This window comes from Halopenitus sp. H-Gu1, from assembly GCF_041821145.1.
Lineage (GTDB): Archaea > Halobacteriota > Halobacteria > Halobacteriales > Haloferacaceae > Halopenitus.
On record NZ_JBGUBC010000025.1, the window covers coordinates 1 to 15,010 of the forward strand.

Here is a 15,010-nt window from a genome sequence, read left to right on the forward strand (position 1 = left end):
TGGATTGTCACAGAGATGCAGCGAGAAGGTAATCTCGCCCTCGTCACCCGGTTTCACGTCGTCGAGTTCGACGAGGTGCTCCTGGCCGGGGTAGTTCTCGCTTTGGAAGACGGCCGGCACGTCCAGCTCGGCGCCGCTGTCGATCCCACAGGCGCTGTGGATGGTGATCGGATCGACGTTGTCTCCGGCCTCGTTGACGTCCTCCAGGACGATCTCGTCCGAGCTACCGAACCCGGACCCGCCGCTCAGGACGACAAGCTCCTCGATCTGTCCCGGCCCCAACGGATTTCGGTCAGCCGCCTGGTTGAATGCGGCTGAAATTCGGAGGGCGAAGTCGTCCTCGAGGTAGCCGATCGCGCCGCCGTCGGTTCGGTCCGTTCCCCAGGCCCAGTCGACTTCCCACTCCTCGTATTGCTCGAACCCTTGGTTCTCGTTGCCTTCGACGTCGTCTTTGACGTGCCAATCGCCGCTGCCGACCAACCATCCCGAGCTGCTCGGCGCGCCTTCGATCGTCACCGACGCGGCACCGCCGCCGTCCTCGTTCGTGTACGCGTCGTTCACGATGACGAGACTGAGGCCTCCTGCCTCGTCCTCGTGGAGGAACATGACACTCGTGTCCTCCCGTTGAATGTCGTCGTTCTGGGAGGAGTACTCGATGCTTCCGCCGGCTTGGGTGTAGTCGTAGAAGTCCTCGATGCTGTCCACGGAGCTCACCGGCTCGATGCAGTACGACTCCCCACCGTAGGCGACGTAATATTCGTCGTCCTCACAGTCACAGCATGCAGGAATCTCTGCTGCGTTGAATACGGGTTCGACGTCGCCAGCACCCGAATAGTGAACGCCGTCGAGGTCCTGGAGACCGTCGCCGTAGCTTTCGCCGTCGACCGCCGTGTCGGGGTAGGCGTTCACGGGGTGTTCGCCGACGCCATCGCCGTTCGGCATCGGCCCGTTGTAGGTTTGCTGCCAGTCGACTTTGAGGTCGAGTTCGCCTGCGGTAAGCGTGTTTCCGGTAAACGATTCCTCGTCGCTGAAGTAGGCCGTCGTCCCGAGTCCGGCACCCGCGGAAGCGACGCCGATCGCCCCCATGCTCGCGAGTACGCGTCGGCGTGATAGCCCGATTTTGCCTTGGTTACTCATGATTGTTCATCCCCCGAACGGGGAGTCCCACCGGCGGAGTCGAACCGCCGTATCACAGGTGATACCCTGTGTCACGGCCCTCCGGCGAACCCGGAGGTACCGTGCCGGTGTGGGTAATCGTCGATCAGTCGGCTGTACCGTTGGACGGGAGGCCGTTGTCGTCCTGGTAGGTGCCGTTGAACGGGTTCTCCGGCGGCTCGTCGTTGTGCCTGCCCTGGAGCGCGTAGAATCCGAGATCAAATCCGACCGAATCGGTCTGAATCTCGTTGCCGACGTCCTCGGGGACCTCCCACTCGAAGCCGAGACAGTGGGTCATGCCGCCGACGAAGGGCTTGCGATCGTCCGACGACCGGTTTCCATCGAGCGCGACTCCGGCTTCGAGATCGCTCATCACGTTCGCGAGCGTATCCTCGAGGATGACCTCCTCGCCGCCGGTGATCGTTTGTCCCACCTGTGCGAACAACTGCCCAATGGCGGCGTCATCGGCACCAAGGAAGACGTGCTCGTCGGTGGGTTCGCTGGCGAGACCTTCGAGGTCACTTTCGGACGCTCCGCCGACGCCGATGGCGAAGATTTCAGTTCCCGCGTCCTTTGCGGCCTGACCGTCGGTGTTGATGTCGCCGTCGCCGAACACGACCATCACTCGACGCTTTTCGTCAGGACAGTTCTCGAGTTCCGCTTGTCCGTTATCCACCCCGCCCTGGGCATTAGTGCCACCGCCAGCACTCAGATTCTCGATTGCAGGGCCGACCCCATTCCCTGCAGCAGGATCACCCGGAGTGTCATCATATACGTCGGTGAGCGGTTGCACGAGATTGCCACTATTGGCGAATTCGGTCACACCGACCCGATTTTCCGGATTAGCGTCAAGGACGGTCTGCGCCAGTTCCTGTGCCCCGTCTTTGGTATTCTCCAAACGAGTGCCAGACATCGAACCGGACGTGTCGATCACGAGTTGCATACACACGGCGTCCGAGGTCGTCTCGTCACTGCCCCCGTCGAGCACGTTGTTACAGTTCTCGTCGTACCAGAGCCTCGTTTGGATGGCATCGGCGAGTTCGCCGTCGCCGTCTATCTCGGAGTCCGATGCGGCGTTGTTTTCGCCGTCGGCGCTCGCCTCGGGGTCCGTGACGGTGTTCTCGTCGTTCGCCGTCAGCTCGCCGTTCATGTACATCCACGCGGGGTTGTCACAGATGTGGAGGCTGACGGTAACCTCGCCGGAGTCGCCGGGCTTGACGTCCTTCAGGGTGAACACGGGGATTTCGTCGCCGTTGATGAGGCCGAGCTCCGGATCACAGAGGTCCGTGTTCTGTACTTCGTCTTCCCACATCTCCCCCTCATCGACCTCGGGAACCTCGCCGATGAGATAGGTCCCGTCCTCGATCGTTTCGACGTCGAACGGCTCTCCCGGGCCGTCCTCGCTGTACCAGCTGTCGATCTCGTCACGGCGTCCGGGCCCGCCCGAATACGTCGCCCTGTAGTCGAGCTTCAGATCGAGTTCACCCGCGGTGAGTCTGTTCTCCTCGAAGGCCTCCTCGTCGCTGAAGTAGGCTGTAGTTCCGATTCCGGCGCCGGCAGAGGCAACGCCGATCGCGCCGAGCCCGCCGAGGACGCGCCGCCGTGAGAGGCCGTTTCGTTCGTTCGGTGTGTCGCTCATTGTGAGTCCCCTGAACGGATTTCGAGAGGCCGGATGGCCTGCCCGTTCAGTTAGCGACCACTGTGAGCGCGTCCCCCGTAGTTACGAGTCGACATGTCACAAACGAACAGTGGGTTCGGGAGGATCCGTCCGTTCGAACCGTTCGTTCGTCGAAAAACCACTCTTCCAAATGACGGGTTTGTGGATCGGCGGCCCTTCCGAACGACTCGTTTGGGCGGAGTAGACGGAGCCTACGATCGCTCCATCTGTGTATTCTCGACCGGTAGGATCCCCATCCTGACGGTGGTTCCGGTTCAATTCCGGTTCAAGATCGTGTCCGGTGCTCCGCCACGACTGCCAAAGGTGATGTCCATGCCCATGTTTCGAACCAGCGATCTCTCGGAATCCGACGTCTATACCGTCCTCGCGAACGCGCGACGTCGCGAAACGGTTCGTCATCTAACCACCTCGAATGGAACACTCACGCTCGGCACGTTGGCGACGGAGATCGCGGCCGAGGAGACCGGTCAGTCGCCCCCACCACAGGCGGCCTACGACAGCGTTCGAAGCTCGCTTCGACAGACCCACCTCCCGATGCTCGACGATCTCGGCATCGTCGACTACGATCCGGACACACACGTGATCCGCCTCCGCGGGAGCGCGCGGAAGGTGGGCACCTACATGGAGGTGATCACGCCCTACGGCATCACGTGGGGAGAACTGTATCGAACGCTTGGCGTCTGCTCGCTGGTTTTCGTCCTGGCGGCGCTGCTCGATGCTCCGCTCGTCGGGGCCGTCGATCCCCTGTTGTGGTCGAGCGTCTCGCTTGGAATCTTCGCGATCGCGATCAGCGTCCAGCTCTGGATCCACCGCTGGTACGTGCTCCGTTCGTTACGGGGACTCGAACGGGAGGTGAACTGATCGATGTCGGGTACATCGTCGCGCCTGCCGATGACGCGAACGCCCTCGCACTCGTCCACGGCCGGAGGACGCCGACGATCGAATCGGACCATGTTGTCACTCGATTACTCACAAAGTCACTATCACGTGAAAATACGTTGGATATATGATCTTTCTCGTCGTTGGAGTCCGTGGCAGCGAATAGGACGAGGTCGAACGCCCGGCCCGATGTGCCCGGTCCGGACTCGACCGTCGAACCGACGACGGAGCATTATCGTCCCGATAAAACCCATGATCACCACCCCGCATCCCTCCGAATCGCGATCGACGAATAGTAACCGGCGTCGCCGGACACGAGTTCGAGAGAGCCTTGCCAAGGCTCCGGATTCGACACCCGTGGTCGGGGACGTTCCCCTCACATCCACCGAGGGAGTGTGGGTATCATGATCGGCCTGATGGCCCAAACGACACACACGATCGATCCCACTGACTTCGACATCTCCGGCGACGACGACGGAGACGACGAGACGGATCCGACCCTCTCGAAGGATACGGTCTTCGGAATGCTGTCGAATCATCGCCGCCGTCGCGTCATCGAACACCTGAGCGAGGCCGAGGACGGTCGAATGACCATCCGCGACCTCTCGGAGGTGATCGCAGCAGAGGAGAACGACGTCTCCCCGGCGGAGGTCACCTACAAACAGCGCAAACGGGTCTACACCTCCCTGTACCAGATTCACCTTCCGACACTCGATGATAACGGGATCGTCGACTACGAAAAACGGGAGGGAGTCGTCGAGTTGACGTCCACGGCAACCGACTGTACCATCTACCTCGAGACGGTTTCCAACGGCCATCTGTCGTGGGCTGACTACTGGCTCGGGGTCGCGGCCGTTTCGGCCGCGTTCGTGGTGACGTCGGCCCTCGGATATCTCCCGTATTTCTCCCAAAATGGACACGTTTCAGCCGCGATCGTCGCGGCCACGTTCGCCCTTTCGGCGGTCGCCTTCGCGATCTCGGACGATCGAATTCAACTGTGATTGGTCGGCTCCGGCGTGACGGTCACGACTCCTGTTCCGGGAACTCCGCAGGATCGACGTCGAGTTCGAAGATCCTCGTCTCACAGGACTGGCACGTAGCCGTCACCACGTCCCGACTCCGACAGCATGACTCGACGACGTCTTGTGACAACACGACCTCGCCCTCACAGGCCGGACACTGTTCGAGAAACAGCCGAAGTGCGCCGAGGATCTCCGCTCGCAGCGAGAGCGGTCGTCGTTCCCAGTTGGGATCCCAGTCCGGGATCGCCGTCGCCGCGGCCGCATCCGCAACGCACGCCGCCTGCGACGGCCACGATGCTAGATGTCTTCCGTCGCCCCACGCGAGGAAGGAGCCGGGACGGGGATCGAATTCGATCAGATCGGCATCGGCATCGACGAACGTCCCGAGACTTCGTTTGGTCAACTGATCGTCAGTCCAGTGTTCTCGTATCGCTCCCGTCCACGCACGGGCGAACTCGGGATCGAGGATCAGGTCCTCGTTCGACGGCTCATCGATGACGATGCCGATCTCCATCAATAACGCCTCGGGACTCTCCCCGTCCCAGCCGATTTTCTCAGGCGTCCGTTTCTCCGGCGTCTTTTCGAACCACGCCAACACCCGATCCGGGAAGTAGCGTTTCGTTATCGTCGGCGTTCCCGGGACCAGGTATCCCCGGAGATAGATCGCCGTGATCGCGAATGACAGGGTTGCGATCCCGACACCCAACGGCGATCGATCGATTAGCATGGCGGCGTATCCGACGCCGATTGCAAGGAGGAGGGCGATGGCAAGGTTGAGAATCGTGCAGGGAAGACACCGATTCTCGCCCGTATACTCCGGACGTTTCAGCGAAGAGACGATTTTTGACTCGCTCGACACCTTCATATCGGCCGATCGGCTCATCAGTGGATAGTTATGGGCTTCCTACCGTCCGATCGTCACTCCTGGTCCGGATCACGAACCGGGAGGGTCCCCTGCGCAAGCAGTCGGCGGGCGACGATTACCAATCCGTTTTCCGATCCCACTCCGAACATCGCGTGTTCATCGTCGGTGCTCCGGGTGACCGTGCTGACGAGTATCGCCGATCGATCGATCATCAGCAGTCGTCCGATGGCTCGATCGTCCTCGACCCCGCGTTCGTCTTCGAGCCATTCCGCTCCCGAGACGAACGTCTCGGCCCGTGGAACGGCGTTCTCGATCCGAGTTTGGAGGGACTCGTTCGCCGTTCCCACGAACAGCGTTACCTCGTCGTCGACGTCGCTGAGGCTCTCGATACACTCCGTGGTGAAAAGCGACTGCTCGCCGATGATCAACACGACCTCGCTCGTGGCGTCCGTGATGAGTCGTTCGGCTCGATCGGTGATCGCGTCCCGTCCGGATATCGTCCCCACCTCGTGAGTCATCTCTCGACTCTCGCGCTCGACGTCCGTCACCGCCTCGAGTGCGTCGGCCAGTCGATCGAGGTTCCGTTCGTACTGATCGCGGAACGTTTGGATCACCTCCTCGATCGGAACCGTCTGAAACCGCTTTGGGCTGGTGTGTTGGGTCACGACGAGCCCCTGCGCCTCCAACACGCGGACCGAATCGTAAACGCGCGTCCGTGGGACCTCCGTGACCTCGCTGATTTCCTTTGCCGTTCCCCTTGAGAGACGCGTGAGGCCGACGAAACACTCCGCCTCGTATTCTCTCAACCCGAGTTGTTGGAGCACATTAACGGCCTCAGTGATCGATTCGCTCGTAGTCATGTATCCCCCGCGATCCCGTTTGACCGACATCCATTCCGCGAAACCTCCCGCTGGGCGGATTTCGGATCGCGTCCGTGACACGACCCTCGCTCGTCTCTCTTCTTGTCGTATGATTGATGTCAGGTACATAATTCTGTCGGCGGTCCCTCAAATCCGCGGAGTGTGGGACCACGATCGACGTCCGGCAGGGCTTGCCGTAACTGACGGTTATAGGAGTGTCCAGATATATGCATGTAGTACATGAGTAGAGGGTTCAGGACTCGGAGTCTCCACGCCGGCGTCGAACCGGATCCGGCGACCGGAGCGCGTTCGATGCCGATTCACCAGACCACGTCGTACGTTTTCGAGGACGCGGACGAGACCGCAAAGCGGTACGCGCTTCGTGCGGACGGCGACGTCTACTCGCGGATCTCGAACCCGACCGTCGCCGCCCTCGAGGACCGGATAGCCGCCCTGGAGGGTGGAAGCGGCGCGGTCGCGACCGGCTCGGGCATGGCGGCGTTCGATGCGATCGCCACCGTCCTCGCCTCCGCGGGCGACAACGTCGTCGCGAGCGCGGAGATGTACGGCGGGACCTCGACGTACCTCACCACGATCGCGGACCGCCGCGGCGTCGAGGCTCGAACCGTCGAGACCCTCGACTACGACCGCTACGCCGACGCGATCGACGAGGACACTGCCTTCGTCCACGTCGAGACGATCGCGAACCCCTCACTCGTCACGCCCGATCTCGAGCGAGTGGCCGAGATCGCCCACGACAACGCCGTCCCGCTCGTCGTCGACAACACCTTCGCGACGCCCGCGCTTTGTCGACCGTTCGACCACGGCGTCGACATCGTCTGGGAGTCGACGACGAAGTGGATCACGGGTAACGGCACGACCATCGGCGGCGTCGTCGTCGACGGCGGTACCTTCCCCTGGGACCACCCCGAGGCCGACTACGACGAACTCTCGGGGAAAAATCCGGCGTACGAGATCGACTTTCAGGAGCGTTTCGGCGAGGCCGCCTTCGCCAACGTCGTCCGCCAGCGAAGTCTCCGATCCACGGGCGGTCAGCAGTCCCCCTTCGATGCCTGGCAGACGCTTCAGGGCATCGAGACGCTACCGATCCGGATGGACCGCCACTGTGAGAACGCTCGGACGATCGCGGAGTTCCTCCGAGAGGACGACCGGGTCGGGTGGGTAACGTATCCCGGCTTCGAGGACCACGAGACACACGAGAACGCGAGTCAGTACCTTGACGGCCACGGCGGGATGGTCACCTTCGGCGTCGAGGGTGGCTTCGAGGCGGCGAAGACGCTCTGTGAATCCGTCGAGTTGACGAGCTTCCTCGCGAACGTCGGCGACGCGAAATCGTTAATCATCCACCCCGCCTCGACGACACACGCACAGATGGATCGGACCGAACAACGAAATGCCGGCGTCCACCCGGACATGCTCCGGCTGTCGGTCGGTCTCGAGGATCCCGCCGACATCGCCGCCGACCTCGATCGCGGACTCGAGGCCGGCGAGCGCGCTGCCGGCTCGCAGTCACCGACCGGTGCCGGACCGACGACCGACGACGATCGAGACCAATGAGCACGACACCACACGACCACGGCATCGCCGATCTCGGCGAGTTTACCTTCGAGTGCGGCCGATCGATCCCCGAGTTGCGGATCGCCTATGAGACCTACGGCGAGTTCACCGGCGACAACGCGGTGCTCGCCTGTCACGCCCTGACCGGTAGTCAGAACGTTGCTCGGACGCCCATGGGCGGAGCGGGGGGGATCGACGGCTCGGACGCCGAGGCCGGGGACGGAGGTAGCGACGGGGCAGGGGCTGAGGACGGCGATTCCGACACCGACGAGGATGGCGGCGCTCCCGGTACGCCCGCCCAGGCCGGCCAGGCTCGCGCGTGGTGGGACGACGTCGTCGGTCCGGGCAAGGCGATCGACACGACCGAATACTACGTCGTCTGCGCGAACGTTCCGGGGTCGTGTTACGGAAGCTCCGGGCCCGCGAGTCCCCGGCCGGCCGAGGTCACGCCCGATCGCGACGTCGACCACGATCGGTGGGCGCTCGATTTCCCGCCCGTCCAGGTCGCAGACTGGACGCGCGCACAGCGCCGGCTCCTCGATCAGCTTGGCGTCGGCCGGCTTCACGCCGTCGTCGGCGGCAGCGTCGGCGGGATGAACGTCCTCGATTGGGGCAAACGGTATCCCGATGACGCCGACGAACTGATCGTGATCGCGGCCGCCGCACGCCTCGATCCCCAGTGTCTCGCTCTTGAGGCGATCGCCCGGCGAGCGATCCGGTCGGACCCGAACTGGAATGGCGGCGATTACTACGGCGACCGGCCGGACCCGGATACGGGTCTCGGGATCGCACGCCAGATCGGCCACGTGATGTATCTCTCGAAGTCCTCGATGGACCGCAAGTTCGGGCGACGATCGGCCGGTCGCGATTCGCTAACCCGTGGTGAGGGGCTCGACGTCCCGGAAAATCCGGCGGCCGCGTTCTTCCCGTACCGCGAGGTCGAGTCGTATCTCGATTACAATGCCTCGACGTTCGCCGACCGATTCGATGCGAACAGCTACCTCTATCTCACCCGCGCGATGGACGAATACGATCTCGCCGCCGGGTATTCGACCGATGCCGATGCCCTCGCGGCGTTCACCGGCGAGGCGCTCGTGATGTCGTTCACCGAGGACTGGCATTTCACTGTCGACCAGGCGGCCGACCTCGCGGGAGCGTTCCGCGACGCCGACGTTCCGGTCGCCCACCACATCGTCGACTCCGATCACGGACACGACGCCTTCCTCGTCGAGCCCGAAAGCGTCGGGCCGCCGGTTCACGACTTCCTCGATGCCGGTCTCGACGGCAAATCGATCGTCGACGCCGCCGAGGAAGACGACCCGATCCCGGACGGCTCCGGTCGCACGCATGCGCCGGTCCACTCGAGCCTCTTTTCGGGGTAATCCCGTCGAGCCTCTTTTCGGGGTAATCCCGTCGAGTCTCTTTTCGGGTACTCCCGCCGAACTACTTTGCGGGATATTCGTCCCGATCGGCGGAATGAGCGATTATCTTCCCCGTTCGAGCTGGTGGCTACTCGGCCCTCCTCTCCGAAATCGTTTTTCGCGAGTAGCCGCAAGGACTCGGTATGAGTGAAACCCCGGACGACGAACGGCTTGAGGAACTGCGCGAACGAAAGATGCAGGAGATACAGGATCGCGCCCAGCAGGGCGGCGCCGAGGAGGAGGCACAGGAGGCCGCCCGCGACCGCGCACAGGCCCAACAGGAGGCCGTCCTCAAACAGCATCTCACCGACAGCGCGCGTCAGCGGCTCAACGCCGTCGAGATGTCGAAACCGGACTTCGCCGCGAAGGTCAAAAAGCAGGTCGCGGCGCTCGCCCAGAGCGGCCGCGTCCAGGGACGGATCGATGAGGATCAAATGAAGGAGCTCCTCCGTGAGCTTCAGCCCGAACAGACGAGCTACGATATCCGTCGCCGGTGACTCGAGGGATGGAGCTGGCGCTTTTGTATAGCGGCGGCAAGGACTCCTCGCTTGCAGCGGTGCTTCTGGACCGGTTTTACGACGTCCGCTGTGTGACCGGCACCTTCGGGGTCACCGACGACTGGCAACACGCCGAACGCGCGGCCACTGAACTCGGATTCCCGTTCGATCGGATCGACTTAGACGAGACGGTTGCCCGCGAGGCGGTCGCCCGCATGTACGAAGACGGCTATCCCCGAAATGGCATTCAGTACGTCCATGAACATGCCCTCGAAACGATCGCCGAACTCGATGTCGACGCGGTCGCGGACGGCACCCGCCGTGACGATCGCGTTCCGACAGTCTCGCGCGCGCAGGCCCAGAGCCTTGAGGACCGCCACGACGTCGATTACCTCGCGCCACTTTCGGGCTTTGGACGCCACGCAGTCGATCGCCTCGTGGAAGTGACCTTTGACGTCGAACAGGGGCCAAGCGAGGAGATACCCAAATCCGACTACGAGGACGAACTTCGCGTTCTCCTGGCTGAGGCCCACGACGTCGACGCGGTCGCCGAGGTCTTTCCCGACCACGAACAGACCTACGTTCACGGTCGCACCGATTGACGGAGGGTCCTCCTGCCGACCCGATTCGACCTCGAGAGATGATCCTCCCGTCCGCGAAGGGATGCTTTCAAGCGCTCGCTCTCCGAATCGCGGCGTATGTACGATCGACTGAAGGGATTCCGGGACTTCTACCCCGGCGAGCAGTCCGCCCGCCGCGAGGTGACTGATACGATCGAGTCCGCCGCCCACCGGTATGGCTTCCGCGAAGTGGCTACGCCCGCGCTCGAACGCACCCGAATGTACACGGACAAATCCGGCGAGGAGATCGAATCGGAGCTGTACTCCTTCGTCGATCAAGGCGGCCGCGATGTCGCGATGACCCCGGAACTCACGCCGACGGTCGCGCGAATGGTCGTCGCGAGGGGCCAGGAGCTCTCGAAGCCGATCAAGTGGTTCTCCACGCAGCCGTTCTGGCGGTATGAGCAGGTCCAGCAGGGGCGATTTCGGGAATTCTACCAGACGAACATCGACGTTTTCGGATCCTCGGAACCCGAAGCGGACGCGGAAGTGCTCACGGTCATGGCGGACGCACTCACCGGGCTCGGGCTCACCGGCGAGGACTTCGAGTTTCGCGTCTCCCACCGCGACATCCTCGGTGGCCTGGTTCGTGCGCTCGCGACCGACCCCGAAGGCGTCGACATCGACGCCGTGCTCCGCGCCGTCGACAAGCGCGCGAAGATCGACGAGGCGGAGTACCTCACGCTGCTTGCGGAGGCCGGTCTCGATCGTGGAACCGCCCGCGAGTTCGACGACCTCATCGCCGGGGTCGACACCGTCGCCGATCTCGATGTCGTCGCCGAGGCCGGCGGCGAGGACGTCGAATCGGCCGTCTCCAACCTGCGGAACGTCCTCGCGGCTGCCGAGGATTTCGGTGCGGGCGAGTTCTGTGAGGTCTCGTTGACCACCGCTCGCGGGCTCGATTACTACACCGGCGTCGTCTTCGAGTGCTTCGACTCCACCGGGAACGTCTCACGGTCGATCTTCGGCGGCGGACGCTATGACGACCTGATCGAGAGCTTCGGTGGCCAGCCCACGCCCGCGGTCGGCGTCGCACCCGGCCACGCGACGCTCAAGTTGCTTTGTCAGCGTGCCGGCGTCTGGCCCGTGGAGGAACTCACGACGGACTACTACGTACTCACCGTCGGCGACACCCGTGCGGAGGCCGCTCGGATCGCACGGGAACTGCGCGATCTCGGCCACGTCGTCGAGACGGACGTGGTCGACCGCGGTTTCGGCGGCCAACTCGGCTACGCCGACTCGATCAACGCCGAGACGACCGTGATCGTCGGCGAACAGGACCTGGCGAACGACGAGGTGACGATAAAGGACATGGAACGCGGCGACCAGACACAGGTTCCGGTCGACGAATTCCCGCCCGAGTCCGGTCGACCGACCTACGAGGATTACGAGTGATGTTCGCCCATTTGTCTATATATCGCTATATAGGTCTATATCGAATAGATATCTCTAATAGTAGCGTTCATCCGTCTCACCCGACTCAATACCCATGATGGACGTGTCCAACCGCGGCGATCGCTCGACGGTCGGAACGCGCCGCCAATTCCTCGCGACGGCTGGCGCGGCGGCGACGATCGGACTCACTGGTTGCTTGGGCGGCGACTCCCAACATGAGATCCGTATCACTGGCAGCAGTACAGTATTCCCGCTTTCGGAGGCCGCCGCCGAGGAGTACCAGCGTGAGAACAGCGACGTCAATATTTCCGTCTCATCGGATGGTTCGACCGGCGGGTTCGAGCAGTTCTTCATCCCCGGCGACAGCGACATCAACGGGGCCTCCCGACCCATCCTCGAGGAGGAGATCGAACGATGCCGGGCGAACGGCTTCGAGCCGATCGAGATCCAGTGCGCCGCCGACGCGTTGACCGCGATCGTTAACAACGAGGCCGACTGGGTCGACTGCATGACGATCGAGGAACTCGGCCAGATCTGGGACCCCGATGCCCAGAACGAACTCTGGTCGGACGTCAACTCCGATTGGCCCGACGAGCCCTTCGAGTTATACGGCCCGGCGACGACGAGCGGGACGTTCGACTACTGGACCGAGGAGGTCATCGGGAAGTTCCGACAGATCCGTGACGACTTCGAGGGAACCGAACAGGACGACATCATCGCCTCCGGCGTCGCGGGCAACAAGTATGCCCACGGCTACCTCCCATTTTCCTACTATACGAACAACTCCGATCAGGTGAAAGCGTTGGAGATCGACGCCGGCGACGGCTGTACCTCGCCGAGCCTGGAGGCCGCCTCCGATGGATCCTACCCGCTTGCGAGGCCGATATTCTGGTACGTCAACGGCAATAAACTGACGGAGAACCCGGCGCTTGAACCGTTCATGCGCTTTGCGATCGAGTTGACCGGCGACCGATCGATCGTCGCAGACGATATCGGCTACGTTCCCATGAATGACGAGCAGATAGATGAAAACCTCGCAAAGATCGATGAAGCCGTAAGCGAATAACCCCATGACGAACACCACGGCGATCGGCGAACGCTCCGACCGCGAGCGGCGGATCGGGCAGGCCGTCAAGGGGGTTTTTCTCACGTGTGCGGCCCTCACCGTGCTCATCACCCTCGGGATCGTCCTCACACTATTCAAGGACGCGACGACTTTCTTCGCGCAAGTTCCCGTCACGGAATTTCTGACTGGAACCGAGTGGAAACCGACGCAGTTGACCGGCGACGGCGAATATAAATTCGGCGTTCTGCCGCTTTTGAGCGGGACGGTCCTCATTACCGTGGTCTCGGCGGTCATCGCGCTGCCGACCGGTCTCGCCGCGGCACTGTACCTCTCCGAGTTCGCCACCGAACGCGTGCGATCGATACTTAAACCCGCCCTGGAGATCCTCGCGGGGATCCCGACCATCGTCTACGGCTACTTCGCGCTCGTCTACATCACGCCCTTCCTCGCCCGGATCGGGCTCCCCGTGAGCACGTTCAACGCGCTTTCAGCGTCGATCGTCGTCGGCGTGATGATCATCCCGATGGTCTCGTCGATCTCCGAGGACGCACTCTCTTCCGTCCCCGATGACCTCCGGCAGGCCGCATACGGGCTCGGGTCGACCAAGTTCGACACCTCCGTTCGAGTCGTCGTCCCGGCGGCAGTCTCGGGCATCTTCTCGTCGTTCGTGCTCGCGCTCTCGCGAGCGATCGGTGAGACGATGGCGGTCACCGTCGCGGCCGGACAGACGCCGCGAATGTTGAGCATCCTGGAGATCGATCAGAACTTGATGCAGTCAAGCGAAACGATCACGGCCGCAATGGTGAACGTCGCCCACGCGGAGGGCGGTGGCGGGACGCCGGCGTACTTCTCGATGTTCGCGCTCGGCCTCGTCCTGTTCGTACTCACCTTCACGTTGAACATCGGTGCCGAGATCGTCCGTGACCGGCTCCGGGAGGAGTACCGATGAGCGCCGAGCCCGACGCCGGGAGTGCTTCCGGCGACGGAGCGTCGTCGACCGATCCCGGTGCGACCGACAATCCCTTCCAGGAGAGCGGATGGGGGCCGCTCTATCGAGCCCTTCGTGACCGGTCGTTCGCGGCGGTCCTGTTGATCGCGGCGATCTCGGGGATCGCAATGATGGCCATTCTCCTCGCGTACGTGGTCGTCGACGCCTTCTCGCTTTTCGATCCCCAATACGGATCGTGGGTCGACTGGCAGTTCCTCACGAGTCTCCCCTCGCGAACTCCCGAGGAGGCCGGCTTCCTGGCTCCGATCGTCGGATCGCTTCTCATCCTCCTCGTGATGGTGTTTTCCGTCTTCCCGATCGGTATCGGGGCGGCGATCTACCTGGAGGAGTACGCCCCCGAAAATCGGATCACCCGGCTCGTTCGGATCAACATCGCGAACCTCGCCGGCGTCCCCTCGGTCGTCTACGGGCTGTTGGGTCTGGCCGTCTTCGTCCGCGGGATCGGCTTTGCAAGCGGGATCGTCCTCGTGGGCGGGCTCACCGTCGGCTTACTCGTGTTGCCCATCGTCATCGTCTCCTCTCAGGAAGCGTTGCGGGCGGTTCCCGACTCCTACCGACAGGCCAGCCGCGGCATGGGCGCAAGCGAGTGGCAGACGCTCAAGAACGTCACGCTGCCGCAGGCGGTGCCCGGCATTCTCACCGGGACGATCCTCGCGATGGGGCGGGCGATCGGCGAGACCGCACCCCTGATCATGATCGGTGCCGCCACGAGCGTCTTCAGCGTTCCGACCACCCTTTTCGACAGCGTGAGCGCGATGCCGATGCAGATCTACAACTGGCGGGCCCGTCCCCAGCCCGAATTCCGGTATGGCGTGGTCGCCGCCGGCGTCGTCGTGCTGCTCGCGACGATGATCCTCCTCAACGCGACCGCGATCCTCCTGCGCAACCGGTATCAGCGCCGGGACGTGTGAGCCTTCGGTTCCCGTTCCGTTTCCCCGCAGTCTCCGATCGCAACCACTAGGGCC

The 15,010-nt window shown here is 63.0% G+C and carries 14 protein-coding genes; 10 read left to right on the forward strand and 4 right to left on the reverse strand.

Annotated elements, in window-relative coordinates:
• Positions 1 to 1,137, reverse strand: a 1,137-nt coding sequence (locus ACERIT_RS13990; protein WP_373675480.1) for a SipW-dependent-type signal peptide-containing protein, incomplete at its 3' end; no start/stop codon positions are given.
• A 124-nt stretch (positions 1,138 to 1,261) separates the two neighbouring features.
• Positions 1,262 to 2,794 carry a vWA domain-containing protein gene (locus ACERIT_RS13995; RefSeq protein WP_373675481.1) on the reverse strand — a complete coding sequence of 511 codons (1,533 nt, stop codon included), beginning with the start codon at positions 2,792 to 2,794 and terminating at the stop codon, positions 1,262 to 1,264.
• Between the two features lie 351 nt (positions 2,795 to 3,145).
• On the opposite strand from ACERIT_RS13995, the gene ACERIT_RS14000 reads away from it, so the two are divergent.
• Positions 3,146 to 3,694, forward strand: a complete 549-nt coding sequence (locus ACERIT_RS14000) for a hypothetical protein (RefSeq protein ID WP_373675482.1) — start codon at positions 3,146 to 3,148, stop codon at positions 3,692 to 3,694.
• A 422-nt stretch (positions 3,695 to 4,116) separates the two neighbouring features.
• A complete protein-coding gene (locus tag ACERIT_RS14005) occupies positions 4,117 to 4,713 on the forward strand; it encodes a hypothetical protein (RefSeq protein ID WP_373675483.1) in 597 nt (198 codons plus the stop codon).
• Between the two features lie 22 nt (positions 4,714 to 4,735).
• Here the strand turns inward: ACERIT_RS14005 and ACERIT_RS14010 are convergent, their stop codons facing one another.
• Together ACERIT_RS14010 and ACERIT_RS14015 are read right to left on the reverse strand one after the other, a co-directional pair.
• Positions 4,736 to 5,599: a hypothetical protein gene (locus ACERIT_RS14010; RefSeq protein WP_373675484.1), complete on the reverse strand. Its 864-nt coding sequence runs from the start codon at positions 5,597 to 5,599 to the stop codon at positions 4,736 to 4,738.
• A 53-nt stretch (positions 5,600 to 5,652) separates the two neighbouring features.
• A complete protein-coding gene (locus tag ACERIT_RS14015; RefSeq protein WP_373675485.1) occupies positions 5,653 to 6,489 on the reverse strand; it encodes a TrmB family transcriptional regulator in 837 nt (278 codons plus the stop codon).
• A gap of 210 nt (positions 6,490 to 6,699) precedes the next feature.
• On the opposite strand from ACERIT_RS14015, the gene ACERIT_RS14020 reads away from it, so the two are divergent.
• The 8 genes from ACERIT_RS14020 to pstA all read left to right on the forward strand — a co-directional run bounded on the left by ACERIT_RS14020 (position 6,700) and on the right by pstA (position 14,956).
• The gene (locus tag ACERIT_RS14020; protein ID WP_373675486.1) at positions 6,700 to 8,037 is read left to right on the forward strand and encodes an O-acetylhomoserine aminocarboxypropyltransferase/cysteine synthase family protein; all 1,338 of its coding nucleotides are present in this window, start codon (positions 6,700 to 6,702) and stop codon (positions 8,035 to 8,037) included.
• Positions 8,034 to 9,419: a homoserine O-acetyltransferase gene (metX, locus tag ACERIT_RS14025; protein ID WP_373675487.1), complete on the forward strand. Its 1,386-nt coding sequence runs from the start codon at positions 8,034 to 8,036 to the stop codon at positions 9,417 to 9,419. The genes ACERIT_RS14020 and metX overlap by 4 nt, the downstream gene beginning before the upstream one ends.
• Before the next feature lie 182 nt (positions 9,420 to 9,601).
• Positions 9,602 to 9,955 carry a DNA-binding protein gene (locus tag ACERIT_RS14030; protein WP_373675488.1) on the forward strand — a complete coding sequence of 118 codons (354 nt, stop codon included), beginning with the start codon at positions 9,602 to 9,604 and terminating at the stop codon, positions 9,953 to 9,955.
• A gap of 8 nt (positions 9,956 to 9,963) precedes the next feature.
• On the forward strand, positions 9,964 to 10,557 hold the full coding sequence (locus tag ACERIT_RS14035; RefSeq protein WP_373675489.1) for an alpha hydrolase: 594 nt from the start codon (positions 9,964 to 9,966) through the stop codon (positions 10,555 to 10,557).
• A gap of 96 nt (positions 10,558 to 10,653) precedes the next feature.
• The gene (hisS, locus tag ACERIT_RS14040; protein ID WP_373675490.1) at positions 10,654 to 11,970 is read left to right on the forward strand and encodes a histidine--tRNA ligase; all 1,317 of its coding nucleotides are present in this window, start codon (positions 10,654 to 10,656) and stop codon (positions 11,968 to 11,970) included.
• Between the two features lie 97 nt (positions 11,971 to 12,067).
• A complete protein-coding gene (locus ACERIT_RS14045; RefSeq protein WP_373675491.1) occupies positions 12,068 to 13,036 on the forward strand; it encodes a PstS family phosphate ABC transporter substrate-binding protein in 969 nt (322 codons plus the stop codon).
• A 4-nt stretch (positions 13,037 to 13,040) separates the two neighbouring features.
• Positions 13,041 to 13,985: a phosphate ABC transporter permease subunit PstC gene (pstC, locus tag ACERIT_RS14050; RefSeq protein ID WP_373675492.1), complete on the forward strand. Its 945-nt coding sequence runs from the start codon at positions 13,041 to 13,043 to the stop codon at positions 13,983 to 13,985.
• On the forward strand, positions 13,982 to 14,956 hold the full coding sequence (pstA, locus tag ACERIT_RS14055) for a phosphate ABC transporter permease PstA (protein ID WP_373675493.1): 975 nt from the start codon (positions 13,982 to 13,984) through the stop codon (positions 14,954 to 14,956). Before pstC ends, pstA begins: the two co-directional genes overlap by 4 nt.
• The last annotated feature ends 54 nt before the right edge of the window (positions 14,957 to 15,010 follow it).